Here is a 25,853-nt window from a genome sequence, read left to right as displayed (position 1 = left end):
TCTTTTGATCATCCCCGACCGGGCGTTGTTTGACGCTTTCCCGGCTCAGACGGGGACAGGATGGCTATATCGCACAACGATACCGAGGGACGCGCGCGCAGCTCGCGCATGCTGCGCACCGCGCTCGGACCCGCCATCGCCCGGTTTCTCGACGATCCCTCGATCGTTGAAATCATGCTGAACCCGGATGGGCGTATCTGGGTGGATCGGCTTTCGGAAGGTCTGGCCGATACGGGGGAGACGCTGGCGCCTGCCGCTGGCGAGCGGATTGTGCGCCTGGTCGCCCATCATGTCGGCGCCGAGGTCCATTCCCGTTCGCCGCGCGTCTCGGCCGAGTTGCCGCAGACCGGCGAGCGTTTCGAAGGCCTGTTGCCGCCTGTCGTCGCAGCACCCGCCTTCGCGATCCGCAAGCCTGCGGTGGCCGTGTTCACGCTCGATGACTACGTCGCGGCAGGCATAATGTCCGCCGGCCAGGCCGCGATATTGCGCGCAGCGGTTGCCGGTCGCGCGAACATCCTTGTCGCCGGCGGCACATCGACTGGCAAGACCACCCTCACCAACGCGCTGCTCGCCGAAGTGGCGAAAGGGATGGATCGGGTCGTCATCATCGAGGACACAAGCGAACTCCAGTGCGCCGCGCCCAACCTTGTCGCCATGCGCACCAAGGATGGCGTCGCCACGCTCGCCGACCTGGTTCGCTCTTCGCTGCGCCTGCGGCCCGATCGCATCCCCGTCGGCGAGGTGCGTGGCGCCGAGGCCCTCGACCTCTTGAAGGCATGGGGAACCGGGCACCCCGGCGGCATCGGCACCCTTCATGCGGGCTCCGGCATCGGCGCCCTGCGCCGCCTTGAGCAGCTTATCCAGGAAGCCGTCGTCACTGTCCCGCGTGCGTTGATCGCCGACACGATCGGCCTCGTCGCCGTCCTGTCGGGACGTGGCACCGCGCGGCGGCTCAGCGAACTCGTCCGGGTCGAGGGTCTCGGCCCCGACGGCGATTATCGCATTGCTGAAGCCACACCGATCAACCCAGGAGAAACCTCATGATCCGCCTCCTTGCACGCTGCCACCGCCACCTGGCCGCGGGGGCCACCGCCCTTGCCGTCAATCTCCTGGTCGCGTCGAGCGCCCATGCGTCAGGCTCCTCCATGCCGTGGGAACAGCCACTCGAAAAGATCCTGCAGTCGGTCGAGGGACCGGTCTCCAAGATCATGGCCGTCATCATCATCATCGTCACCGGCCTGACGCTGGCCTTCGGCGACAGTTCGGGCGGCTTCAGGCGGCTCATCCAGATCGTTTTTGGCCTTTCGATCGCCTTTGCGGCGTCGAGTTTCTTCCTGTCGTTCTTCTCGTTCGGCGGCGGAGCGTTGATCTGATGACAACCGCTCTCGAACAACTCGACGCGGTGCCGGGGTGGACGGTGCCCGTCCACCGGGCGCTGACGGAGCAGATCCTGCTCGGCGGCGCGCCGCGCGGGATCGCGATCCTGAATGGCACGCTGGCGGGCGCGGTCGGTCTTGGGCTGCGGCTGTGGCTGGTCGGTCTTCTCATCTGGGCAATCGGACATCTCACGGCGGTATGGGCCGCCAGGCGCGATCCGCTGTTTTTCGAGGTTGGGCGCCGACACCTGCGGCTCCCCGGACATCTTTCGGTTTGAGGGCGCCGCCATGATGAGCCTTGCAGAATACCGCCGGACCGCTGCCCGCCTTGCCGACTATCTGCCTTGGGCAGCGCTCGTCGCGCCGGGCGTCGTGCTCAACAAGGATGGCAGTTTTCAACGCACCGCGAGGTTTCGCGGGCCAGATCTCGACTCCGCCGTCGCGGCCGAGCTTGTCGCGGTGGCGTCGCGCATAAACAATGCCTTTCGTCGCCTCGGCTCGGGCTGGAGCATCTTTGTCGAAGCGCAGCGGCATGAAGCCGCCTCCTATCCCGAGAGCCAGTTTCCCAATGCGGCCTCCAGCCTGCTCGATGCCGAGCGCAAGGCCGATTTCGACGAGGAGGGGGTTCATTTCGTATCGAGCTACTTTCTCACATTCCTGTTCTTGCCACCGCCTGAAGACGCCACGCGCGCCGAGGGTTGGCTTTATGAGGGTCGCGACCAGTCGGACGCGGATCCGGGCGACATCGTGCGCGCCTTTGTCGACCGGACAGAGCGCGTACTGTCCCTGCTCGACGGGTTCATGCCGGAATGCCACTGGCTCGATGACGGCGAAACGCTCACCTACCTGCATTCGACGATCTCGACCAAACGCCACAAGGTGCGCGTCCCCGAGACGCCGATCTATCTCGATGCGCTGCTGGCCGATGAACCGCTCGCCGGAGGGCTCGAGCCGCGGCTTGGCGACAAGCATCTTCGCGTGCTCTCGATTGTCGGCTTCCCGACCGCCACGACACCCGGCCTGCTTGATGACCTCAATCGGCTGGCCTTCCCCTACCGCTGGTCGACCCGCGCCATCCTGCTCGACAAGGTCGATGCCGTCCGCCTGTTGACCAGGATAAGGCGGCAATGGTTTGCCAAGCGCAAGAGCATCGCCTCGATACTCAAGGAGGTGATGACCAACGAAGCGTCAGCCCTCCTCGACACCGACGCCGCCAACAAGGCGGCCGACGCCGACACTGCGCTGCAGGAGCTCGGCGCCGACATGGCGGGCATGGCCTATGTCACCGCCACCGTCGCCATATGGGACCCCGACCCGCGCGTGGCCGACGAGAAATTGCGGCTTGTCGAGAAGGTCATCCAGGGCCGCGACTTCACAGCGATTGCCGAGACCGTCAACACCGTCGACGCCTGGCTCGGTTCCTTGCCCGGGCACGCCTACGCCAATGTCCGTCAGCCGCCCATCTCAACGCTCAATCTCGCCCACATGATGCCGCTGTCCGCCGTATGGGCGGGGCCGGAACGGGACGAGCATCTGGCCAGTCCTCCCTTGCTTTACGGCAAGACCGAAGGCTCGACCCCGTTCCGGTTGGTCCTTCATGTCGGCGATGTCGGTCATACGCTGGTCGTCGGCCCCACTGGCGCCGGAAAGTCGGTGCTGCTCGCGCTGATGGCGCTGCAGTTTTGCCGCTACCGCAACGCTCAGATCTTCGCCTTCGACTTCGGCGGCTCTATCCGCGCCGCCGCGCTCGCCATGGGTGGCGACTGGCACGATCTCGGGGGGCATCTCACCGAAGGCTTGGACGCCTCCGTTTCGCTGCAGCCGCTCGCCCGGGTTCACGACACATATGAGCGCGCCTGGGCGGCTGACTGGATCGGCGCGCTGCTGATGCGCGAGGGCATCCAGATCACCCCGGACGCAAAGGAGCATATCTGGGCGGCGCTGACGTCGCTTGCCTCGGCTCCCGTCGAGGAGCGCACCATCACCGGGCTCAGTGTGCTCTTGCAAGCCAATGACCTGAAACAGGCATTGCGCCCATACTGTGTCGGAGGCGCTCACGGCCGATTGCTCGACGCCGAGGCCGAACACCTCGGCCAGGCATCCGTGCAGGCCTTCGAGATCGAAGGACTGGTTGGCAAGCAAGCCGCGCCGGCTGTCCTGTCCTATCTGTTCCATCGCATCGGCGATCGGCTCGACGGGCGTCCGACGCTGCTTATCATCGACGAAGGCTGGCTTGCCCTCGATGACGAGGGATTTGCCGGGCAGTTGCGCGAGTGGCTGAAGACGCTGCGCAAGAAGAACGCCAGCGTCGTCTTCGCCACCCAGTCACTTGCCGATATCGACAATTCGGCCATTGCGCCGGCGATCATCGAAAGCTGTCCAAGCCGGCTGTTGTTTTCTTCGACGATGGTGCCTAGCCAAGCGGCTTCCATCAACGCCGATTTGTCGACCGGACCGTCGGCCTTGGCCAGCGCCGTCAGCAGCGCGAGCCCACGCTGCCCCAGCGGCAAGGCCGCGCCGTTGCGCAGCACTATCTGCCGCTCCGGGTCGAGCACGAATGGGCCAAAATTGAACAATTCCCCCATCGCGCGTTTGTAGCGCCTATTTCCGCGTCTGGGGAGGCCTAGGCAGGGCCACGCACGGCAATTGATCTACTTCCAGAAATCGGCCTGCAGTTGAGCAGATTCGTCTTCGAGAAGGGGCCCGACGATCTCGGTCGGACGCTGTCCGGCCTCGAACACGATATGGCAGGGCAGGTCGAGCGTTGGATTTTCTTTGGAACGTTAGTACAATCCTAGATTGCGCTGCAAAGCCGCGGCGAAGTGGGACTGGATTGCCTCGACCGCGCCCGCTGCATTGCGCTTCCGGCACGCTTCGATGATCTCCTGGTGCTCGCGCAACGAACGCAACGCGAGCGGAGCCGACATCTTTCGATCGAGGCGCAGCAGTCTCAGATAGTTCCTGATGCGTCGGTAGCTCGTGTCGATGAGAGGGTTGTTCAGGCTCGCGACGATGGAGCCGTGCAGCAGTTCTTCGAGTTTCTCGAACTCACGCAAATTTTCAGGCGTAAGTCCATTGCTTTGCAGCGCATCGGTGACGTCGCTGTGCCGCAATGCCAATTCGGTAATTTCGACGTCAGGTGCGGTTTCGGCAAAGATGGCGACTGCGGCGGCTTCGATGATGCCGCGGAACTGGTAGGTCGACCGTGTCAACTCCATCCCTGGCTTCACGAACTGGATGCCGGCATGCGGATGGATCGTGACGACCCCCTCGGCCTGGAGCGCTCGCAACGCGTCGCGCAGCGGTCCGACCGGCACACCGGTTAGTTCCACCAGCTGGGCCTGCGATACGAAGGCGCCCGCGGCCAACCTGCGATCGTACAAGATCTCGAAGATGCGCCCGTAGGCCACGTCGCTGAGGCGGCTCCCCTCTCCAAACGCCTCTACCACCTTGCGCGGATTCTTATTTGACACCCTCTTTTCCTTCCCAAGAGATTAGTCTATTACCTGTGTGCAGTCATATATCAGTGTAACGGATTGATAGATCAACGTGCATATTTCGTCTTTCGAACTCACCCGCTTTCAGTTCGCCCGGGATCGCGTCATCGGCGACAGCCAGGTTCGCGCCGACGAAGCCAATATCGCTGCGCTCGAGCTGATTGACGAGAATGGAAATCGCGGCCTCGGCTTTGTCCAGGTTCTTTTTAACGCTTTGCCGGCCGTGAGTGAAATCATTCGGCTTTTCAAGGCCGAGGTCTGGCCGGGCCTTGAGGGCCAGCACCCACTCTCGGTTGCCCATCGGATCGGCCGTCCTCGCGGGGGCAACCAGCGTTCTTTCACGCTGCCGTTCCACGAGGCGGTTCAGGTCGCGGTTTGGGATCTCGCGGCCAAGCAACTCAACATGCCGCTGCACAGGCTGCTAGGCTCACGACGGGACAAGGTTCGCGCCTATGCCTCGGGCCTGGACTTCCACCTGAGCGACGACGAGTTCGTCGAGTTCTTCCGCAACGCCGATGCCTTAGGTTACCGGGCATTCAAGATCAAAGTCGGGCACCCCGATTTCGATAGGGACCTGCACCGATTGAGCCTCGTCACCAAGGCAGTTCGACCGGGAGCACAGTTCATGATCGACGCCAACGAGGCCTGGGGCAGCAAGGAAGCGGTGGTCAAGCTCGAGGCCATCCACAGGGAGGGCTTCGAATTGCTGTGGGTCGAAGATCCGATCCTTCGCAACGATTTCGATGGCCTGCGCCTTCTAAGGCAGTGCGCGCCCTGGACCCTGATCAACTCAGGAGAGTATCTCGATGCCGCCGGCAAACGCCAACTCATGCTGGCTGGCGGCACCGATATACTCAACGTTCACGGCCAGGTCACCGACGTCATGCGGATCGGTTGGCTGGCGGCCGAACTCGGCATCCCGGTGTCACTGGGAAATACCTTCCTGGAGGTCGGAGTGCACATGGCCTGTGCGCTACCCGAGGTCGATTGGCTGGAATACTCGTTCCAGAACTTCGACCATCTCGTCGATCAAACCATCGAAATCCATGACGGCTGGATCCATGCGCCCGATCGACCCGGCCATGGGCTCGTGCTGTCGGAGACCGCGCGCCGGGAGTGGGCGCGCCCCGAGGTCCTGTCGCCCGAAAAGCTAGGCGATCCCCCAATCAACCCTCGGGTTGCCCGGGGTCCCAGGCTCGCAGCGAGCGCCGGACGAAGTGAATAACTGGTAGGCAAGAAACGGGAGGAATGACGTGCAGAAAATCAAGATAGCGGCCGCCGTTGCGGCCATGCTGGCGGCATCGCCTGCGCTGGCCCAGGAGATCACGGTATGGGACGTCAACGTCGACGATGCGGCGCATGCCACATACTACGATCATGCGAAGGCCGCATTCGAGGCCGCGCATCCGGGAGCAAAGCTTACGCTCCTGTCACAGCCGGATGCCGAGTACTACACCCTGCTCGGCACGGCCCTGTCTGCCAAGGCCGGTCCTGACGTTATTTGGGCCAACGGTGGTGCCCAGGCCAAGGCCCTGGTCGGCGGGCTGATCCCGCTCGACGGCTCCGACATGATTTCGAAACTCGTCGGAAAATCGGCTTTCACCGGCCCTGACGGAAAGCTCTACTTTATCCCGACGACACTGCAGGGGCATGTCGTTTACTATAACAAGGAGGCATACAAGGCCGCCGGGCTCGATCCCGAGAAGCCACCGACCACCTGGGCCGAGCTGACAAAGGTCTGCGAAGCGTTCAAGACGCAGCGCAAGATGGCCTGTTTCTTGATGGCCAATAAGGAAGGCTACAACGCCGAGTTTTTCCTTTCGGAGGCCGCGAACCAGTCCCTGACCGCGCAGGAGCAGGCCGATTGGCTGGCCGGCAAGCTTCACTGGTCGGATCCGCCGATCAAGGCGATCCTGCAGGCCTGGGTCGATACCGCCAAGAACGGATGGTATCAGGAGGGCGGGAACTCCCAGACCATGTTCATGGACGAGTTCGCCCTCTTCGAACAAGGTGTCGGGGCCAACGTGATGGGCCTCCTCTCCAACGTCGCGCACTGGAAGCAGTTCGAAACCAACATGGGTGTCGACAAGGTCGGGGTTTATCCAATGCCTTCGCCGACCGTTGCCTCCGATCAGCACGAAGGCGCTCCCGGTGTTCCGCTTGACGGCGGCGTCGGCTATGGGGTGAACAAGGACTCCGCGAACATCGATCTCGCGGTTGACGCGGTCCGGACCCTGGCTTCGCCAGAGGTCTTGTCATACCTCGTCAACGACACCGGCTCGGTGCCCGCGAACACCGAAGTAAATACCTCCGGTATCAACAGTCCAGGTCTGAAGCAGATCATGGGTTGGCTGGCGACCAGGGCTGTGCCCACAATGCCAACAGTTCGGCGCCCGAACTCGACGAATGGCACCGGCAGAGCCAGCTTCTCTACAACGGTGAAACGACCGTCGACGCTGCCGCCGCGGCACTCGACAAAGTGCAGGCTGAAGCCAAGCCGCAGTAATCAACTCGCGAAAATGGGGAGTGTCAGCGCACTTTCCATTTTCGCCTGGGTGCCTTCCATGACCGCCAATGCCACAAGCAAGACCGACCTGACTGGGCGGACCCGTTCGCGTTTCAATCGGAGCCGCAGAAGCGAGGCCCGCGTCGCGCTGCTGTTCCTGCTTCCAGCCTTGCTGCTTGTTGTTGTGTTCCGAATTTTTCCGCTGGTCTGGGGCTTTGGCATATCTCTCACCAGCGCGACGTCTACCGACCCTGGGAAATTCATAGGCGCGGGCAACTATCTGCGTGCCTTGGACGATCCGAATTTCCTCTCGGCACTTTCCAATGCAGCAGTCGTGTTGCTTTCGGTGCCGATCTTCGTGACGCTGCCAATGTTGATGGCGATCCTGATCAATCAGGGCGTCCCCGGAGGTCAGATCTTCAGGTCCGTCTACTTCTTTCCGACGGTGCTTTCGAGCGTCATCATCGGCTCGATCTTCAGCGTCGTGCTGAGCTTCAATGGCAATCTGAACGCACTGCTCAAGGTCGTCGGCCTTCCAGGTGTGGACTGGCTGGGGCACTCCTCGACCGCGCTCCCCGTCACTCTCGCCGTCCAGTTCTGGTCGACCTTCGGCATGGGCGTGCTCATCTTTCTCGCTGGCATGTCGACCGTGTCAAAGGAGATGATCGAGGCGGCGCGCCTGGATGGCGCCAAGATGTGGCAGATATGGCTGCACGTCATCATTCCGGAACTGCGCCCGATCATCGAGTTCTCGACCGTGATCACGACCATCGGCCTGCTGACCTCGATGTTCGGCCTGATTTACGTGCTCACCGGCGGCGGACCGGGCACGGCGACGACGGTGCCCGAGTATCTGATCTGGGCCGCCCAGGGCAAGCTCAACCGCCCGGCCTATGCTTCCGCCCTTTCGATGATCCTGTTCGTCATCACCAGCATTCTCGCCTGGCTGCAGATTCGCATGATGTCACGCAACGCAAATCTCTGAGGGCATCGTGGCAGGCGCTGGAAAACGACAAAGACTAACTCTAAGGCTGCTTGCGATCCCGATGGGACTGCTTGCCCTGAGCTGCCTCTACCCCATCTTCTTTGCGGTCAACAACTCCTTGAAGACCCGGCAGGAATACATGGCCGACCGCTTCGGGCTGGCTCCGCAGGCCACGTTCGACAACTTCGTACAGGCCTGGACGCGCGCGCACCTGAGCGAGTATTTCCTCAATTCCGTCATCGCGACGGTGGGGGCGGTGCTGCTGTTGATGGTGGTCTCGTCGATGGCCGGTTTCGCCCTCGCTTCGCTGCGCTTTCCCTACCGACGCTTCCTGTTCGTGGTGATCTTGTCCTCGCTGATGATCCCAGTGCAGGTCGTGCTCGTTCCCTTCATGCGCACGATGCTTGCATTGAATCTCGTCAACACTCATGTCGGTCTCATCCTCTCTTACACCGCGTTTTTCCTACCCTTCTCCGTGTACATGATGACGGCGTTCTATGCCGGGCTTCCGCGCGAACTGATCGAGGCGGCGAGGATCGACGGCGCTACACTCCTGCAGGTCTGGTGGCACGTGATGATCCCGATGGGTATGCCGGCGCTGGTGACCCTGGGTATTCTCAATACGCTCAACTGCTGGAACGATGTTCTGATATCGCTGCTGATCATGCAGAAGAATCGTACCCTGATGGTCGGTATCGCATCGCTCAAGGGGCAGTATTCGGACCAGATTCCGCTTTTCACCGCCGGGATCGTCATCGCCGCGGCTCCGATAGTCATTCTCTACATCATTTTCCAGCGACGAATTGTGTCCGGTATCTCCGTGGGCGCAGTGAAGGGGTAATAATGGCTCGCGTAGAGCTGAGACATGTGAGCAAGAGCTTTGGGTCCACCGAGGTGATCCACGACGTTTCGCTTGCCATAGAGCAAGGCGAGTTTGCCGTCTTCGTGGGGCCTTCGGGCTGCGGGAAGTCGACGCTGCTGAGGATGATTGCCGGGCTGGAAGAAACGACCCAGGGCGAAATTTTCATCGGCGAGAAAGACGTCACCGACGAGGAGCCGTCCGACCGGGGCGTTGCGATGGTGTTCCAGTCCTATGCCCTCTACCCGCATATGACTGTTTCGGACAATATGAGCTTTGGCTTGCGCATGATGCATCGGCCAAAGCCCGAAATTGCCGAAAAGGTTGCGCGCGCTGCGTCGATCCTGCGGCTGGAGGACTATCTCCAGCGTAAACCGGCGCAACTTTCGGGAGGACAGAGGCAGCGCGTCGCCATTGGCCGTGCCATCGTTCGCGACCCGAAAGTGTTTTTGTTCGACGAGCCGCTCAGCAACCTCGATGCCGAGTTGCGCGTGCAGATGCGCGTCGAGATTTCCAAGCTTCACGCGGTGCTTGGCAACACCATGATCTATGTCACGCACGACCAGACCGAGGCGCTGACAATGGCGGACCGCATAGTGGTGCTGCGCGGTGGCGGCATCGAGCAGGTCGGGACACCCCTAAGCCTCTACGATGATCCCGACAATGCATTCGTAGGCGGCTTCATCGGCTCGCCCCGGATGAACTTCCTGTCCACCTCCGTGCAGGCGAGCGGCCGGCTCGCAGCAGCAGGCATCGAGATCGACAGCCCGGTGAGCACCCCGCTTGAGGTCGGACGCAGCCTGCAGCTTGGACTGAGGCCAGAACACCTCGACGAGGGCGAGGGGATTGCCTTGCGGGCAAGTGTGGAATTCGTCGAAGCGCTGGGATCTACGTCCTATGTGCATGCGACGCTGACAACCGGCGAGACCATCGTCGCCGAGCGGCGATCGTTTCGGCCCAAGACCGGCGATCAGATCATGCTTCATTTCTCGCCGGTATCGGTGCGGCTATTTGGCGAAGACGGCGGGCGCATCCGGTGAGCGTCCAGCGCGTGGCATTGTCGTGATCAAGCCGTTGCGGGATGCGCCAAAGCGCAGATCGGCACCACTTTCAAGAGCGATCGCGCTCAGCAAACGCTAATGACCGAAGTCTCAGGCGGATACGACGCGAGCCAACAGTGACGCGGCATCGGTGCCCGCCAAGCCAAGGTCTCGGACGCTGCTCATGTGATTAGCCGCCGCAAGCGTTGTGCGTGAAACAGCCAGTCCTTGTTTTTCCAGCTGGTTTGCGAAGATTGCGGCCTGGCCGTGGAAGGGCGGTGTTTCATCGGCGCCGACCGCGATCTCAACGGCCACGGATGGATCGAAGCTGTGGTTGATCGGCGAGAACCGGCGGACGTCTTCATCGGTGATCGCGATCTCGGCGGCAAGGAACGAGGTCTGCAACGGCTTCAGGTCGTATAGGCCGCCGAGCAGCAGTGCGGCCTTGATGCGGGAAGGCCGGCTGTCGCCGTCGAAAAGCATCGTTGCCAGATGCGCTCCCGCGGAATGACCGCTGACGGTCAGCAGGTCGGGATTGCCGCCATGGTCTGCTATATGGTCGAGCACCCACCGCCTGGCGCGGCGCACCTGGTCGACGATCGTGGCCATCCTGACGGCAGGCATCAGCGCATAGTCTACAATGACCGCGATCGCGCCTGCCTTCGTCACGGTCTCGGCGACATAGGAATAGTCGCGCTTGGAGAACATGCGCCAGTAGCCGCCGTGGATGAACATGTGCACCGGCAGGCGGTCTCGTTTGCCCGGGGGAAAGAACAGATCCATAGTCTCCGTGGCGTCGGGCCCGTAGGCGACATCGGCGACCATTGGAACATTCGCCCTGGTAGCCTCGCTTCTGCGCACGATGTCGGCGACGATGTCGTCGAACTCGACCACGTGGTCGCGAATGCGGAACGGATCTTTGGCGTGTCCGCTCACAGGGTCACGGCGATGTACTTCGCCTCCATGAACTCGGCAACGCCATGCTTCTGACCACCTTCGCGGCCCAGCCCGCTCTGCTTGACTCCGCCGAATGGAGCCGCCGGATCGGACATCAAGCCGCGGTTCAGGGCGATCATGCCCGACTCGATCTTCGATGCCACGCGCATCCCCCGGGCCAGGTCTCGAGTGTATATGTAGGCCGCGAGACCGTATTCGGTCTCATTGGCCTTGGCGATGGCATCCGCCTCGCTGTCGAAGCGCATGATCGGAGCCACCGGACCGAATATCTCTTCGTGGACCATCGCGGCGTCGGCAGACACGTCGGCAAGCACCGTCGGCGGGTAAAAGTACCCTTTGCCGTCAGCGATCGCTCCTCCGCACAGAACCCTGGCGCCACGGGCGACGGCGTCCTGGACGAGGCGATCAATGTTATGCACGGCCTTCCGGGTGATCATCGGACCGCACTCGGTCTGCGAATGGGTGCCGGGGCCCATGGTGAGGGCAGCCATGCGTTTGCTCAAACCATCCGTGAAGGCATCATGGATGCCGGCCTGCACGTAAAGCCTGTTGGCGGCGGTGCAGGCTTCGCCGGCGTTGCGCATCTTGGCCACCATCGCACCGTCGAGCGCCGCTTCCAGGTCGGCGTCGTCGAAGACGATGAACGGTGCGTTGCCGCCAAGCTCCATGGAACAGGAGATGACGTGTTTTGCGGCTTCGGCCAGGAGCACGCGACCGACGCCGGTCGAGCCGGTGAAAGACAGCTTTCGCACGCGTGGATCGGCCAGCATGGCTGCCGTCACAGGTCCGGGAGTCGAGGTCGTCAGCACGTTGACGACGCCCGGCGGCACGCCGGCTTCCTCATAGAGTGCTGCAAGCGCATAGGCCGTCAGCGGCGTCTCGCTGGCGGGCTTCAGGATCACCGTGCAGCCAGCCGCCAGCGCCGGCGCGATCTTGCGGGTCGCCATCGCGGCCGGGAAATTCCATGGCGTGATGAGCACGCAAATGCCGATCGGCTGGTAGTCGACAATGATCCGGTTCGCGCCTGAGGGCGCTAGGCCGAACTCGCCGCTGATGCGGACCGCTTCCTCGGCGTTCCAGCGAAAGAACTCCGCCGCGTACGCAACTTCACCGCGTGCATCGCGCAATGCCTTGCCGTTCTCCAGCGAGATCAGCGCCGCCAGGATCTCCGCCCGTTCTGTCATCAGTTCGAAGCAGCGCCGCAGGATTTCCGAACGCTTGCGTGGCGAAGTCTCGCGCCAGCCGGCCGCCGCCTTCGCGGCCGCGTCGACAGCGGCGGCGGCATCGGCAAGCGTGGCATCTGGAACCGCCGCGATCACGGCTTCGGTCGATGGATCGACCACTTCGATCACACGGCCCTCCGACGCGGGTCGCCAGCGTCCGCCGATGTAGAGACCGTGCGAGGCCTTGGCGTAGTCGAACATATCTTGATCCTCGTCGGATATGCCTGCGGCGATATTCATGGGATGAACTCCTGGTCGATCACATCATGGTGGCGGACATGTCGCCGTCATAGGCAGCCCTGACCAGCCATCGCATCGCGGCGAGGTCAAACGGACGCGGATTGTTCTTGATCAGCCGGTCGATGCCGAGCGCCTGCTCTGCCGTCCAGTCGATCTTGTCCTCGGCAAGGCCAAGTTTGGCCAGGGTCGATGGGATGCCGATGGCGCCAAACAGCCGGCTCACCTCCTCGATGGTGGCGCGCGCCGATGCATCGGCGTCGCCGCTATGAGCGGGAAGGCCGAGAGCCGTGCCGACTTCGGCAATCTCAGCGGCCGCGGCGGCAAGGTTGTAGGTCATCACATAGGGCAGCATGGTGGCGACGCCCAGACCATGCGCGGTGTGGGTAAGCGCACCGACAGGATACTGCACCGCATGCGCAGCGGCCGTTCCGGCCGTGCCGAAGGCGCAACCGGCGGCCAGGGCTCCCATCATCACGTCGGCGCGCGCATCCTCGTCAGATCCGTCGCGAAATGCCTTTTCGAGACTGCGCCCGAGCAGCCTGATGGCCAGAAGCGCGAAATGATCGGTCAGAGCGCTCTTGCCGACGAAGACATGCTGCTGCGGCAGATGCGGATCGGCGCCGCGTCTGGCCGCGGTGAAGGCCTCGATTGCGTGCGTCAGCGCGTCGGCGCCGGCGATCGCCGTCAGCGAGGGAGGACATGTCGCCGTCAGGTCCGGGTCGCAAAGCGCCACCGCGGCGATGAGGTGAGGGCTCGAAATACCCACCTTCAGCGTCCGATCCGGATCGGAGATGACGGCGACGGGAGTCACCTCGGAGCCGGTTCCGGCCGTTGTCGGCACGGCGATCACGGGAAGGGTAGGGCCTGGTACCTTGAACTCGCCATAGTAGTCCTCGAGCCTGCCGCCATGGCTGAGCAGCAGCGCTGCGCATTTGGCCATGTCGAGGCAACTGCCGCCGCCGATTCCGATCACCATGTCCGGCTTGAAATCCTTCGCTTCCGCGATGCCGGCGGCGACGCTGTCACGCGGCACATCCGGCAGCGTTCGGTCGTAGACCAGCGTGTCTATCGCGGCCTTGTGCAAGCCGGCAAGAATTTCGGCGAACTGCGATGTCGACGCGAAACGCTCATCGGTGCACACGAACGCGCGCCGCCCATATTTGGCGGCAATGGCCGGCAGCGCATGGCGCTGGCCTTTGCCGAACAGGATCTCGCGCGGCAGGCGCGCCGCTGCAAACAAGGTCATGCACGGGATCCTTCGAAGACGGATCGGCAGCCTAGACAATTGGCTTCGTTCCGGAGACCGGCCGCGACGCTCCGGGTCATTCTCATGCGGTATCCTCTATAAAATCGTATAGGATATAGGATTGAATTGGCCGAAGCATCGTGTTAGTGGGTGCTTCTGTCAAGGGGCAAACGATGCAGAACACCGACCTGACGGTTGACAATGAAGCCCGCGCGACCGGCCGTATCCAGCGCGCCAACAGCCTGGCCGGCGACGTTTACGAGGCAATCTTCGCGCAACTCATGTCTTTGAGAATTGCTCCGGGATCGCGCATCACCGTCGACAATCTCGTCAAGGAATTCAACGTCTCGCATACGCCCATTCGCGAAGCGCTCGGCCGGCTGGAGGGGGAGGGCCTGGTGGAGAAGACCCACCTGATCGGCTATCGCGCCGCCCCGCAAATCACCCGCCGGCGCTTTGATGAACTTTACGAGCTGCGCCTCCTGCTTGAACCTGCCGCGGCCGCCAAAGCCACCGCCACAATGGACGCCGAGCGTCTTGCCGTGCTGCGGGAGGCGGCTGGCGTCATGACCCGGCGGGTGGGCAAGGACGAACGCCTGCGCTATTCGAACTTCGCCCGGCAGGACGCGATCTTTCACGACAAGATCGTCGAGTTCGCCAAGAACGAGCTCATTCGCGAGACGCTGAACCACCAGCATACCCACTTCCACATCTTCCGCCTGATGTATCACTCGCGGGTGACCGAAGAGGCGCTCGACGAGCACGAGGCCATTCTCGCCGCCTTCTCCGCGGGCGATCCGGACGCTGCCGAGAAAGCCATGCGGGTGCATATCGAGAATTCGCGGGACCGGCTCCTGCCTGCGTTCGAGTAGCCGTTGCGATGTCGGCTGTTCTGGAGACCCTCAAGCTCGGCGCGCCGCTGACTACCGAGGCCAATGCCGAGGATTGTTCCCCCGCCGCCCGGTTCTGATCCGATGCTATTCCAACCGGCGAGGCGCGACGTGCACCTCGCCCTGAAACAAGCCAAGAGGAAGCGCCATGCCAAGCAAGAAGATCCTGATGTTGACCGGCGAATTCACGGAGGAATATGAAATCTTCGTCTATCAGCAGGCGATGGAGGCGGTGGGACACACCGTTCATGTCGTGTGCCCCGACAAGAACGCCGGTGACACGATCAAGACGTCGCTGCACGATTTTGAGGGTGACCAGACCTACACCGAAAAGCCCGGTCACAATGCGCTGATCAACAAGACCTTTTCCGACGCCGAAAAGCAGCTCAGCCAGTACGACGCTGTCTACTGCGCCGGCGGTCGTGGCCCTGAATACATCCGCACGGACAAGCGCGTGCAGGCGATGGTTCGTCATTTTCACGAAGCCAAAAAGCCCATCTTCACGATCTGCCATGGCGTCCAGATTCTGATTGCGGTCGACGGCGTCGTCCGCGGCAAGAAGGTGGCGGCGCTCGCGGCTTGCGAGCCGGAGGTGACGCTTGCCGGCGGCACTTACATCGATCTGTCTCCCACCGATGCCTATGTCGATGGAACGATGGTTTCAGCCAAGGGCTGGACGGCGCTTGCGGCGTTCATCCGCGAATGCCTGAAGGTGCTGGGAACGGAAATCCGCCACGCTTGAGAGCCTCTTTGTCCCGACGCATTCCTGGGGGATGCGTCGGCGCCCATGATGGCGTCCTGATTTCCTCCCTTCGTCAAGTCCAGATCAGCGAACGCATCAGTGTTGCCCTTGCCGAAGCGAGATGCGCCTGGCAGGCCCCTTTGATGCGTTCGGAATCGCGGCTCTCGAGGGCATCGATATAGGCGACGTGCTCAAGGATTGCCGCCTGGTTGCGCTGCTTTTCATCCTGCTTGTTCCACTGGTAGTGATAGTGGAAAATGAAGCTGATGATGTCGTAGAAATCGTCGATGAAGCGGTTCGGTGAAGCCTCGTTTATGAGCCGATGAAAGCGGTTGTCGAGGCCGGAAAAGTCGTGAAAGCGGATTTCAATCTGCTTCAGCAGGTCGGCATGCGCAATCTTGAGCGCGGCGAGCTTGTCCCACAGGGGAGATGTGTCGGGCTGGCGTGAAAACAGATGCGCCGAGCGCAGCTCGAACATCACCCGGATCTCGAACAGCTCAAGCGCGAAATCCTCCGTGAAGCCCTTGAAAAGCCAGCCCGTGTTCGGCCTCTTCTCGATCAGCCCAAAGCGGCTGAAGCGGATCAGGAATTCGCGAATTCCGTTGGTTGCAACGCCGAATTGCCGCGCCAGCTCAAGCTCGTTGATGCTGGTTCCAGGTCTGGTGTCGCCGCGCAACATCCATTCCATGAATTGCTGTTCGACATGCTTGGCCCGCGGCGTGGTTTCGGCATCGGGATAGCAGTCATTTTCATCGATCGCCCGTCCCGCCGTCCTGACGCCGTTGCGTACAGTGACAAGCTCGCGGCGAACTAGTTCTTGCAGAACCTTTCGGACGGTGGTGCGGCTGACGCCGATGAGCCGCCTCAATTCATTCTCGGAGGGAAGTTCCCCGACCAGTTGTCTATCGCGCAGCATAGTTGCAGTTCGATTGAAGGCCTTCTTGTAGACGGTGTCGGTTCGCATCGCACCTTCCTCCAAACAATAGCTTGTCCTTTTTAGCATGAACTTTATCCATAAAAAACAACTTGACCCAATCATGCCAGTTGTTTTTTATCGATAAGAAGAGGATCTAAGCACGATTTGAGTTTTTGACGACGCGGCTCGCACGAGCTTCGGCGGGGAGGGGAATTTTGCCTGAAACGGGAAACACCGGCACCACTGCCGGCGAGGCCGCGTTGCCAGCGTCCAGGAAGCAGGAAGCTGTTCCCGGCCTTGCGCTTGGCCTGGCCCTGCTGAGCGCTGGTCCCGTCGTCATCCTGGTGTTGCTGATCGTCGTTCTCAGTTTTCTGTCGCCCTATTTCCTGACGGGGCGAAACCTCAGCAACATCCTCGCCCAGACCGCCGTCATTTCGGTTGTGGCGATGGGCCAGCATCTGGTCATTCTGACGCGCGGGATCGATCTCTCCGTCGGCTCGAACGTCGCACTGGCTTCCGTCGTTGGCGCACTCAGCTTTCATGCTGGCGCGCCCGCCTTCGTGGTGATCGTGGTGATGGTTGGCTGCGGCGCGGCGGTCGGCGCCATCAATGGGCTCTTCTACGTCTTCGGCCGGTTGCCGCATCCGTTCATCATCACCCTGGCGACATTGAGCATCGCCAAGGGGCTGGCGTTGCAACTGGCCGACGGACGGGCCATCCCGGGAATGCCGCCTGCCATCGATGCGCTTGGCCGCGAGGCGGTCTGGGGTCTGCCTGGATCGGTCTTTGTGGTTGCGGGCGTTGCCGCGGTTCTTTTCGTCATGGCCAAAACGATGGTCTGGGGCCGTTGGATCTATGCCGTAGGCGGCCGGCCCGACGCCGCCGTGCGCATGGGCATTCCCGTGTCCTGGGTCCTGGTTTCGGTCTATGTGATCTCAGGGCTGTGCGCCGGCATCGGCGCGGTCATCCTTGCCGGCCGTACCGACGCCGGTTCGCCTTTGTTCGGCAATCTGCTGGAACTGGATACGATCGCGGCGGTGATCATCGGTGGCGCCAGCTTTCTCGGCGGCCGCGGCCATCTCGGCCATGCTTTGATCGGCGCCATCATGATCGGCGTCATCCGCAACGCGCTCAACCTGCTCAACGTCAACGTCTTCTTCCAGCTCATCGTCATCGGCGTGGTCATCGTCATAGCGGTCGAGTCCGACGTGCTGCGCAACTATCTCGAAGGGCGTGTGCGTGTCATCCAAGCTGGGAGGCAGTCATGAGCGCCGTTGCAACCAGCGTCGATCTTGCGGCCCTCGCCGACCATCCCGTGCTTGCGGTGCGTGGCGCGACCAAACGTTTCGGCTCGGTTGTGGCGCTCGACGATGTCAGCATCGAGGTGCGCCGAGGCGAGATCGTCGGGCTGCTCGGCGACAACGGCGCCGGCAAATCGACACTGACCAAATGCATCAGCGGCGTGCACCAACTCGATGCCGGCGCAATCCTTTTGGACGGTGCGCCAACGCAGATACGCTCTCCTGCGGATGCGCGCTTCGCCGGCATCGAGACCGTCTATCAGGACCTGGCGCTGTTCGACAATCTGACGCCGGGACAGAACTTCTTTGCAGGTCGCGAGCTGGCCTGGCCGCAATGGCTCCCGCGTGGTTTGCGCTTTCTCCAGCAGCGCAAGATGGACGCCGAGACTCGCACATTATTGATAAATCTCAAAGTCACACTGCCGCGGCTGGACGCCGTCGTCGCCATGATGTCGGGCGGTCAAAGGCAAGCCATCGCCGTGGCCCGGTCGACTGTGTTTGCCCGCAAGGTCGTGATCCTGGACGAGCCGACCGCCGCACTTGGCCTGCGTGAATCGCGGCAGGTGCTCAACCTGGTCGCAGCGCTCCGCGACCAGGGCAACGCCGTCATCCTGATCACCCACAATATGGAACATGTCGTCGAGCTTGCCGATCGCGCCGTGGTGCTTCGCCAGGGCCGCAAGGTTGGTGAACTTGTGCCAACCAAGGACAACAAGCAGGAGCTGGTTTCCATGATCGTTGGAGCCTGATCCGTTCGAAATTTGGGGGCCGTTCCGGTCCGCAAATGCCTGAAGCGACTTCCGCCGGAAGACGCCTCAATTCCAAGGGAGGAATGGAATGTCAATGAACCGAAAACTGTTCGCTGGGCTGGCGATCGCTGTTGCGTTTGCGATGCCGGCTTCGGCCGCCGACAAGATCAAGATCGGCCTGATTACGAAATTCCCGGTGCCGTTCTACTCGACCATGGAGGATGCCGCCAAGAAATACGCGGCCGCTCATCCCGAGATCGAACTGGTCACCGGCCAGGGCCAGGCGGCTACCGACATCGAGGGCCAGATCGCGCTGATCGAATCCATGATCACGCAAGGCGTCAAGGGTCTGGCGATCACGCCGGTCGATCCGACCGTTGCGCCGTCGCTCGACAAGGCGGTGGCTGCCGGCATCAAGGTGGTTCTCGTCGACAACAGCATTCCTGACTGGAAAGGTCAGACAGCACTGGTCTCCACCAACAATCTCAACGGCGGCAAGATCGCCGGAGAGTACCTGAAGACCGTGCTCAAGAGCGGCGACAAGATCGGCATCCTGCAAGGGGTTCCCGGGGTGCCGGCGCTGGACGACCGGGTCACCGGCATGATGGAGGGTCTCGGCGACGTCAAGGTCGAGGTCGTCGGCAAGGGTGCAACCAACTGCACGCTCGAACTTGGCACGTCAGTGACCGAAGACATCCTGACCGCCAATCCCGATCTCAAGGCGATCTACGCGGCCTGCGGCCCGCCAATCCCGGGCGCCGTCAAATCGATCAGCAATGCCGGCATTGCCAACGACAAGATAATCCTGGTCGGCTTCGACGCCTGCTGCGGTGAGATCGAAGCGATCAAGTCGGGCGCGGAAGATGCCAGCGTTGCACAATTTCCGGCAAAAATGGGCGAGCTTGGCATCGACACCGTCGTCAAGGCGATCCGCGGGGAGGCCGTCGAGGCCAATGTGGATACCGGCGCCGGCCTCGTGACGCTGCAGAACGTCAAAGACTTCGAATAGGCTCCCACACCTTGGCCCGGCGGTCATCCAGCCGCCGGGTTCTTTTTGGAACATTTCAGGAAGATGGTCTGAATGAAAGCGCTCGTGTGCCGCAAGCCCGGCGAATTGATCTTCGAAGATCGCCCGGCGCCCGACCTACCGGGCCCCGGATGGGCGCTGGTCAGCATCAGCCATGTCGGCATCTGTGGCACCGACTACCACATTTTTGAAGGCAAGCATCCGTACCTGGTCTATCCACGTATCATGGGGCATGAACTCTCGGGGACCGTGACCGTCGTAGGCGAAGGCGTCGCCATCGCGGTCGGAGAGCGGGTTGTCGTAAATCCCTATTTTTCCTGCGGCAAATGCATTGCGTGCCGTCACGACAAGCCGAATTGCTGCGTATCGATAGAGGTGTTGGGCGTTCATCGCGACGGCGGCATGTGTGAAGAATTGATGGTGCCTGCCAGCAACCTTTACCCGGCCGCAGGACTGTCACTCGTTGACGCGGCAGCTGTCGAATTTCTGGCGATCGGCGCCCACGCGGTGAGGCGCTCCAGGCTAGCTGCTGGCGTCCGTACGCTGGTCATCGGCGCCGGGCCTATCGGATTGGCTACGGCATTGTTTGCCCGTCTTGCAGGCCAGGCGGTGACGGTCATGGACATGAGCAGGGAACGGCTCGACTTCGCCGAAGGTCAACTCGGGTTTCCTGTCATCGACAATGCCTCGGCCTCAGCTGTCGACATGGTGCGGGAGCGAACCGATAGCGACGGTTTTGACCTCGTCTTCGACGCGACCGGCAGCAAGGTCTCGATCCAAGCCGCGTTCAGCTACGTGGCCCATGGCGGCGCAATGATATTAGTCAGCGTCATCAAAGACGAGATCAGCTTCTCCGACCCCGAGTTTCACAAGCGGGAAATGATTCTGATCGGCAGTCGCAACGCGACGCACGCCGACTTCCAGCACGTCATCGCCTCGATCCGCGATGGAAAGATACCAATTGACCAACTCGTCACCCACCGCACGACCCTGAGTGACAGCTCACGCGACATAGCGAACTGGGCTCAGCAAAAGTCCGGTTTGATTAAGGCCGTCATCGATGTGGCGGGGTCTGGCTGACTTCAGCAACCACAATCATCAGACCTCGCAGCAGGCGGATATTTGGGCTGGCGGGCGAATACGCGGCGCCTCAACCTTCACGAGCTGATAGAGAACGATCATTGACCACGGAAATCGTCACACCCATTTTCCAGTTCGGCACGAGCCGCTTTCTGCAGGCGCACGCAGCTCTCTTCGTGCACGAGGCGCTGTCGGCAGGCGACGCGGTCGGCCCGATCACGGTGGTCGCGATCAGCGGATCGGCCGCTGGCCGAGCCCGGCTGCAGGCGCTTGCACGCGATGAGGGCTACCCGGTTGTCATCCGCGGGCTGGAGAAGGGCCAGCGCGTCGAGTATGAAATCGGCGTGAAGAGCATACGGCGCGCGCTCGATGCCGAGGCTGATTGGCAACGGTTGGCTACCCCGTTCGCGGAGCAAGTGGAATTCGTCGTCTCGAATACGACGGAAGCGGGCCTCACCGTCCCGCCCGATCTGTTCGTCGACCTCACAGGTGGTCCCGGCCCAGCGCCGGCGGGATATCCGGCAAAGTTGCTCGTTCTGCTTGCACACCGATTTGCAGTTTCCGCAAGGCCAGTTGTGGTGCTTCCGACCGAACTGGTTCAGCGCAACGGCGACACACTGAGGCAAGCGTTGATCGCGTTGGCCAAGCGCAGCGGTGCCTCCGACGCACTTTTGTCTTTCATCGCGGACGACTGCGTACTTGCCAACTCGCTTGTCGACCGCATTGTCTCGTCGGCCATCGAGCCTGTCGGGGCAATCGCGGAGCCCTACGCATTGTGGGCGATTGAAAAGCAGTCGGGGCTGAGATCGCCCTGCCGTCATCCTGCTATCACGGTTGTCGAGGACCTTGAACGCATCGAGCGACTGAAACTCCACATCCTGAACCTTGGCCACACAGTGCTTGCACAATGCTGGATGGCCGATCGGCTGAGACCGGACCTGACGGTGCGCGAAATCCTGGAACTCGACGGATATCGAAGCTTGCTGACAGAGATTTATGGTTCCGAGGTCGTTCCCGGCTTCAAGGCACGGGGATTGGGGCAGGAAGCGACGGCATACGTGGCGACCACGCTTGAACGGTTCGACAACCCCTTTCTTGACCATCGTCTGAGCGACATCGCCGCCGGTCATCTGGTCAAGGTCCAACGGCGTATCGACGGCTTTCTCCGCTGGGTGCCGGAGGAGCGTCGTGGACAGTCGCCGTCTCTCGCAAAGATTCTCTCGGCGGTTGATCAGAAGGCGGAACGCCACAACGTCGTTCAGTAGTTGCATCGTTGCTGTCGTATTGGCTCACCTGCTTGTGCGATCAAGAGAATCGGAAGGAACAACCGAATGGACCTGTTCAAACTGGATGGCGATGTCGCATTGGTCACCGGCGCCGGCAGTGGCATCGGTCAGGCCATAGCGGTCGGGCTTGCTGAGGCCGGTGCCAATGTCGCCTGCTTCGGTCACCCGTCGAAGGGTGGACTCGAGGAGACGGCGGGAAGGATCACCGCGCTTGGTCGCAAGGCGCTGGCGATAACCGGCTCGGTGACGTCGGAAGCCGATCTCGCCGCCGCCCTCGAGCGTATCGAAAAAGAGCTCGGTGCGCTTACGGTTGCTGTCAACAATGCTGGTATTGGCGGCGCGCATGCGGCCGAGACTTTGCCGTTGGCAACGTGGGAAGAGCTTTACGGTACCAACGTTGGCGGTGTGTTCCTGTCCTGCCAGGCCGAGGCTCGCGTGATGCTGCCGCGCCGCAAGGGATCGATCATCAACGTGGCCTCCATGTCAGGCTCGATCGTCAACCGCGGCCTCCTCCAGACGCACTACAACTCATCGAAGGCAGCGGTCATTCACATGACGAAGAGCCTGGCGATGGAGTGGTCGGACCGGGGATTGCGGCTCAACGTACTCAGCCCCGGCTACACGCTGACCCCGATGAACCGGAGGCCCGAAGTGGCCGAGCAAGTGAAGAACTTCGAGCGCGATACGCCGATGGGGCGCCTCGCGATGCCCGAGGAGATGGTAGGGCCTGCAGTGTTCCTGGCCAGCCGCGCTGCGTCTTTCGTTACGGGCATCGATCTCATCGTCGATGGCGGTTTCGTCTGCTGGTAGCAGAAGCGAAGCACGGTCAAGGTCGAAAGGACGTCGCCGGCCGCCGAGGCCGCGCACCACACGACCCTTCAGGGCAGTCCGCACGATCTTTCTCGTTGGGCACATCAGAAATCGGGACTTATCAAGGCGGTGATCGCCTTTTAGCGCCTAAAAAGCCTCTGCTTGCCGGCAACAGGTCTGGGGGGCGGCCTTAATCCGCTTGCCTGGCGTCACGTCTCAAAGAAAGTCAGAAGTTCGAGAAAGGCCGTTGCAGCGCCGTTGACGGGAGCCGCCCCTTCTCCGCGCAAGTGAGCCACCACCAGTTCCCAACAGATGACGGGCTCTGCCATGTCCGAAATGGCGATCCTGGGTGTGCGCATCTCGGCAATCGTTTCGGGCAGGAGCGCGATGCCAAGCCCCTTGCTGACCAGGTCGATGATGGTCTCGACATCGGTGACGTCGAAAACGGTTCGCCTTTGGAAGCCTGCCAGGCCGAACGCACGATCGATCAGAGGCCGGGTACCCCAGCCAATCTCGAAATCCACGAAGGGGTAACCTACCAGTTCGTCGAGGGTGACCTCACCTCGTCCGGCGAGCGGGTGGTTCGCAGGTGTGACGACAACCATGTCCTCGCAGGCGACGATCCTGGTGACGATGTCGTCGGGTGGGTCAAGCAACGGCAGGAAGGCAAGGTCCAACTGTCCGGCCCGAAGCTGTCCCATGAGCCCGGCGGAATCACCTTGCCTCAGACGGACTTCGATTCCGGAGTTCGTCCCGTGAAATCGCGAGATGAGGGACGGCAAATCGAGAAAAGCGGGCAGGCTGTGGACAGTCCCGATGGAGATCGAGCCGCTTCGCAGGCCTTCTATGTCGGCGACGGATTCGCGGCCGACATCGATCACCCTCAGGACCTCGCGCGCCTTCTCCAGGAAAACTTGGCCCGCCGGCGTCAACTGAACCTGTCGCGTGCTGCGCACGAAAAGTCGCGCCTGCAGATCTTCCTCGAGTGTTCGAATGGAGGTCGACAGCGCGGACTGAACGATGTGGATCCGCTCTGCCGCGCGCGTGAAACTGCGCTCTTCGGCGACGGCGATGAAATGCTGAAGCTGCCGCAATTCCATGCTGGTCCCCATTTATCTACGGAATAGATCGAGACGATCTGTACTATCTGTTGGACGCGCAAACAACTGTAGCCGATGCTTCTTTACCGCTGGAGATAAATCTCTTGCCAGCCGATTTCGCGCGCCGCGAATTGAGATGAAGAAAAGGAGCTGTTGTGCCGGGGAAACTTGCAGGCAAGGTCGCCATCATATCTGGTGCCAGTTCTGGCATCGGGCAGGCAAGCGCGCGTGACTTGGCACGCGAAGGGGCTCGCCTCGTTCTTTCTGCTCGCCGGCGCGAGCGGCTCGATGCCCTGATCGAGGAAATCCGTGCGCTCGGCAGTGACGCCATCGCAGTCATCGGCGACGCGAGCGACGAGGCGACGGCGCTCAACACGGTAGCGGCAGCCAAAAAGGCGTTCGGCCGCATCGATATCCTCATCAACAATGTCGGCGTCGGCAACTACAAGCCGCTGATCGACACCAGTCTCGAGGACTACGTCGAGATGATGGACGTGAATGTCCGCTCCACCTTCCTTTTCACCCGCCATGTCGTGCCTGTGATGATCGCGCAAGGCGGAGGTCTCGTTCTGATGATTTCCTCGATGGCGGGCGTCTACGGTTTCCCCGGTGAGGCCGTCTATTGCGCAACGAAATTCGCCCAGGTTGGCTTCGCGCAGGGACTGGACAAGGAGCTGCGCCCCCACGGGATCAAGGTGGGCACGATCTGTCCCGGCGGCGTGAAAACCGAATTTGCGATCGGCAAGGGGCGTACGGATGCAAGCGTCCGGGAATCGCAAATGCTGGAAGCGGACGACGTCGCGGCGGCCGTCCTTTTCGCCTGCACCCAACCGGCGGGCTCGCGCATCATTCAGGTGCAGATGCGCACGATGGCCGAGGCGCTCACGTGACGTGAGCCGCCGACCGACGGAGCGCATGTTTCTGATCGATTTGGAGGAAGCGCCGGTACTTACGCCGGTTCTATAAAAGGGGAGAAGTACGACATGAAATATACGGGTCTCGTCGCTGCGGGCGTAGCGGTTGGCATGTTGCTGTCGAGTGCAGCGTGGGCTGCGGACAAGAAGATGATCGTCTGGGTGCCCAACGGGGCATCGGATTTCTGGAAGCTTGCGGAAGCCGGCATGCGCAAGGCGCAAACGGAACTGCCCGATTTCGATCTTGAATGGAAATATCCCGAACGCGCCGATGCTGCCATCCAGCAGCGCCTGATCGAAGATCTGGCTGCGGCGGGCGCCGACGCGATCGCGGTGTCCCCACTCAACCCGAAAACACAGACCGATGCGTTCAACAAGATCGGCTCGCAACTGCCGCTATTCACATTCGACAGCGACGCAGCAGACTCCAAACGCGTTTTCTACATCGGTTCGTCCAACACCGATCTTGGCAAGAACGCCGGTGAACTCGCGGTCAAGGCAATGCCCAAGGGCGGCAAGTGTATGGGCTTCGTCGGCAACACGGGCGCCGACAATGCGCGTGAGCGCATCGAGGGTTTCAAGGCGGCCGCCGGTCCACACAATATCGAGCTCGTCGACGTTCGAACCGACGACCACGACCAGACGCGGGCTCGCGCTAATGTCGACGACACCCTGGTCGCGCACGGGGAAATCGACTGCATGGTTGGCTTCTACTCCTACAACCCGCCGAAGATCTACGAGTCGCTGCGCGACAACGGCAAGCTGGGTCAGATTACCGTCATCGCATTCGACGAAGATCCGATTACGCTCGGCGCAGTCAAGGATGGCTCCTTCGCCGGCACGGTCGTGCAGCAGCCGTTCGAGTGGGCATACCAAGGCAGCAAGCTGTTTGCGGCCTACCTCAACGGGGACAAGTCGGGTGTCCCGGCCAACGGTGTCGACATCATTCCGGGAAAGGTCATCACCAAGGACAATGTCGATGAGTTCAAGGCCGATCTCAAGGCAAAGTTGAGTTCCCAGTGAAGCTGAAATGCCAGCTGATCTGGGGCCCGCAGTCCAACAACGCTCTGATACGCCTTTGCGCTTCAGCAGTATCAGGACCTCCCGGG

At 61.8% G+C, this 25,853-nt stretch carries 24 protein-coding genes and 1 pseudogene; 18 read left to right on the top strand and 7 right to left on the bottom strand.

Annotation, left to right across the window (positions count from 1 at the left end; all coding sequences use genetic code 11):
• Window positions 1–60 precede the first annotated feature (60 nt).
• Genes trbB through trbE form a run of 4 tightly spaced genes read left to right on the top strand, consistent with a single transcriptional unit; the run spans window position 61 to window position 3,974 of the window.
• Entirely contained in the window at window positions 61–1,044 is a 984-nt protein-coding gene (trbB, locus tag AC1D0N_RS14925) for a P-type conjugative transfer ATPase TrbB (RefSeq protein ID WP_477245104.1), read from the top strand.
• Window positions 1,041–1,373 (top strand): TrbC/VirB2 family type IV secretion system protein, encoded by a 333-nt coding sequence (locus AC1D0N_RS14920; RefSeq protein ID WP_477245102.1) that lies wholly within the window; start codon window positions 1,041–1,043, stop codon window positions 1,371–1,373. Before trbB ends, AC1D0N_RS14920 begins: the two co-directional genes overlap by 4 nt.
• A complete protein-coding gene (locus tag AC1D0N_RS14915) occupies window positions 1,373–1,654 on the top strand; it encodes a VirB3 family type IV secretion system protein (RefSeq protein ID WP_477245100.1) in 282 nt (93 codons plus the stop codon). The genes AC1D0N_RS14920 and AC1D0N_RS14915 overlap by 1 nt, the downstream gene beginning before the upstream one ends.
• 10 nt (window positions 1,655–1,664) lie before the next feature.
• Window positions 1,665–3,974 (top strand): conjugal transfer protein TrbE, encoded by a 2,310-nt coding sequence (gene trbE / locus AC1D0N_RS14910; protein ID WP_477245098.1) that lies wholly within the window; start codon window positions 1,665–1,667, stop codon window positions 3,972–3,974.
• 53 nt (window positions 3,975–4,027) lie between these two features.
• Here the strand turns inward: trbE and AC1D0N_RS14905 are convergent.
• A pseudogene (locus AC1D0N_RS14905) lies at window positions 4,028–4,150 on the bottom strand (nucleoside deaminase); the annotation flags it as partial.
• Window positions 4,151–4,159: 9 nt separating this feature from the next.
• Window positions 4,160–4,849 (bottom strand): GntR family transcriptional regulator, encoded by a 690-nt coding sequence (locus AC1D0N_RS14900; protein WP_477245096.1) that lies wholly within the window; start codon window positions 4,847–4,849, stop codon window positions 4,160–4,162.
• A 76-nt stretch (window positions 4,850–4,925) separates the two neighbouring features.
• Between AC1D0N_RS14900 and AC1D0N_RS14895 the strand changes: the two genes are divergently transcribed.
• From AC1D0N_RS14895 to AC1D0N_RS14880, 4 genes are all read left to right on the top strand, one after another.
• Window positions 4,926–6,098 carry a mandelate racemase/muconate lactonizing enzyme family protein gene (locus tag AC1D0N_RS14895; RefSeq protein WP_477245094.1) on the top strand — a complete coding sequence of 391 codons (1,173 nt, stop codon included), beginning with the start codon at window positions 4,926–4,928 and terminating at the stop codon, window positions 6,096–6,098.
• A gap of 28 nt (window positions 6,099–6,126) precedes the next feature.
• Window positions 6,127–8,364, top strand: coding sequence for an extracellular solute-binding protein (locus tag AC1D0N_RS14890; RefSeq protein WP_477245092.1), 2,238 nt, complete (start codon window positions 6,127–6,129; stop codon window positions 8,362–8,364).
• A 61-nt stretch (window positions 8,365–8,425) separates the two neighbouring features.
• Window positions 8,426–9,205: a carbohydrate ABC transporter permease gene (locus tag AC1D0N_RS14885; RefSeq protein WP_477245090.1), complete on the top strand. Its 780-nt coding sequence runs from the start codon at window positions 8,426–8,428 to the stop codon at window positions 9,203–9,205.
• 2 nt (window positions 9,206–9,207) lie between these two features.
• Complete coding sequence (locus AC1D0N_RS14880) at window positions 9,208–10,263, top strand: ABC transporter ATP-binding protein (RefSeq protein ID WP_477245088.1); 1,056 nt, start codon at window positions 9,208–9,210, stop codon at window positions 10,261–10,263.
• A gap of 111 nt (window positions 10,264–10,374) precedes the next feature.
• Here the strand turns inward: AC1D0N_RS14880 and AC1D0N_RS14875 are convergent, their stop codons facing one another.
• The 3 genes from AC1D0N_RS14875 to AC1D0N_RS14865 are packed head-to-tail and all read right to left on the bottom strand — an operon-like array spanning window position 10,375 to window position 13,929.
• Window positions 10,375–11,199 (bottom strand): alpha/beta hydrolase, encoded by an 825-nt coding sequence (locus tag AC1D0N_RS14875; RefSeq protein ID WP_477245087.1) that lies wholly within the window; start codon window positions 11,197–11,199, stop codon window positions 10,375–10,377.
• On the bottom strand, window positions 11,196–12,644 hold the full coding sequence (locus tag AC1D0N_RS14870) for an NAD-dependent succinate-semialdehyde dehydrogenase (RefSeq protein WP_477245897.1): 1,449 nt from the start codon (window positions 12,642–12,644) through the stop codon (window positions 11,196–11,198). The genes AC1D0N_RS14875 and AC1D0N_RS14870 overlap by 4 nt, the downstream gene beginning before the upstream one ends.
• A 58-nt stretch (window positions 12,645–12,702) precedes the next feature.
• Entirely contained in the window at window positions 12,703–13,929 is a 1,227-nt protein-coding gene (locus tag AC1D0N_RS14865) for an iron-containing alcohol dehydrogenase (protein WP_477245085.1), read from the bottom strand.
• Between the two features lie 173 nt (window positions 13,930–14,102).
• Here AC1D0N_RS14865 and AC1D0N_RS14860 point away from each other — a divergent pair, with 173 nt between their 5' ends.
• Both AC1D0N_RS14860 and AC1D0N_RS14855 read left to right on the top strand, forming a co-directional pair.
• Window positions 14,103–14,801, top strand: a complete 699-nt coding sequence (locus AC1D0N_RS14860; protein ID WP_477245084.1) for a GntR family transcriptional regulator — start codon at window positions 14,103–14,105, stop codon at window positions 14,799–14,801.
• 166 nt (window positions 14,802–14,967) lie between these two features.
• Window positions 14,968–15,561 carry a DJ-1/PfpI family protein gene (locus AC1D0N_RS14855; RefSeq protein WP_477245082.1) on the top strand — a complete coding sequence of 198 codons (594 nt, stop codon included), beginning with the start codon at window positions 14,968–14,970 and terminating at the stop codon, window positions 15,559–15,561.
• A gap of 73 nt (window positions 15,562–15,634) precedes the next feature.
• Here the strand turns inward: AC1D0N_RS14855 and AC1D0N_RS14850 are convergent, their stop codons facing one another.
• Entirely contained in the window at window positions 15,635–16,525 is an 891-nt protein-coding gene (locus AC1D0N_RS14850) for a GntR family transcriptional regulator (protein WP_477245080.1), read from the bottom strand.
• Between the two features lie 269 nt (window positions 16,526–16,794).
• On the opposite strand from AC1D0N_RS14850, the gene AC1D0N_RS14845 reads away from it, so the two are divergent.
• The 6 genes from AC1D0N_RS14845 (at window position 16,795) to AC1D0N_RS14820 (ending at window position 22,730) form a co-directional block, all read left to right on the top strand.
• Window positions 16,795–17,745, top strand: a complete 951-nt coding sequence (locus AC1D0N_RS14845) for an ABC transporter permease (protein WP_477245895.1) — start codon at window positions 16,795–16,797, stop codon at window positions 17,743–17,745.
• Window positions 17,742–18,527: an ATP-binding cassette domain-containing protein gene (locus AC1D0N_RS14840; protein WP_477245078.1), complete on the top strand. Its 786-nt coding sequence runs from the start codon at window positions 17,742–17,744 to the stop codon at window positions 18,525–18,527. The genes AC1D0N_RS14845 and AC1D0N_RS14840 overlap by 4 nt, the downstream gene beginning before the upstream one ends.
• Before the next feature lie 142 nt (window positions 18,528–18,669).
• Window positions 18,670–19,536: a sugar ABC transporter substrate-binding protein gene (locus AC1D0N_RS14835; protein WP_477245893.1), complete on the top strand. Its 867-nt coding sequence runs from the start codon at window positions 18,670–18,672 to the stop codon at window positions 19,534–19,536.
• Between the two features lie 72 nt (window positions 19,537–19,608).
• Window positions 19,609–20,634, top strand: a complete 1,026-nt coding sequence (locus AC1D0N_RS14830; RefSeq protein ID WP_477245076.1) for a zinc-binding alcohol dehydrogenase family protein — start codon at window positions 19,609–19,611, stop codon at window positions 20,632–20,634.
• Window positions 20,635–20,735: 101 nt separating this feature from the next.
• On the top strand, window positions 20,736–21,899 hold the full coding sequence (locus AC1D0N_RS14825; RefSeq protein WP_477245074.1) for a mannitol dehydrogenase family protein: 1,164 nt from the start codon (window positions 20,736–20,738) through the stop codon (window positions 21,897–21,899).
• 66 nt (window positions 21,900–21,965) lie between these two features.
• Window positions 21,966–22,730: an SDR family oxidoreductase gene (locus tag AC1D0N_RS14820; protein WP_477245072.1), complete on the top strand. Its 765-nt coding sequence runs from the start codon at window positions 21,966–21,968 to the stop codon at window positions 22,728–22,730.
• A 209-nt stretch (window positions 22,731–22,939) separates the two neighbouring features.
• Here AC1D0N_RS14820 and AC1D0N_RS14815 read toward each other — a convergent pair whose 3' ends face one another.
• On the bottom strand, window positions 22,940–23,830 hold the full coding sequence (locus AC1D0N_RS14815) for a LysR family transcriptional regulator (RefSeq protein WP_477245070.1): 891 nt from the start codon (window positions 23,828–23,830) through the stop codon (window positions 22,940–22,942).
• A 155-nt stretch (window positions 23,831–23,985) separates the two neighbouring features.
• On the opposite strand from AC1D0N_RS14815, the gene AC1D0N_RS14810 reads away from it, so the two are divergent.
• Window positions 23,986–24,720 carry an SDR family oxidoreductase gene (locus AC1D0N_RS14810; protein ID WP_477245068.1) on the top strand — a complete coding sequence of 245 codons (735 nt, stop codon included), beginning with the start codon at window positions 23,986–23,988 and terminating at the stop codon, window positions 24,718–24,720.
• Window positions 24,721–24,813: 93 nt separating this feature from the next.
• Window positions 24,814–25,767, top strand: coding sequence for a sugar-binding protein (locus AC1D0N_RS14805; protein WP_477245066.1), 954 nt, complete (start codon window positions 24,814–24,816; stop codon window positions 25,765–25,767).
• Window positions 25,768–25,853 lie beyond the last annotated feature (86 nt).

The sequence above is a fragment of the Mesorhizobium sp. P2_E10 genome (assembly GCF_056404235.1).
Note: the sequence above shows the minus strand (reverse complement) of the source record. Positions and strands in the feature narration are given on the sequence as shown.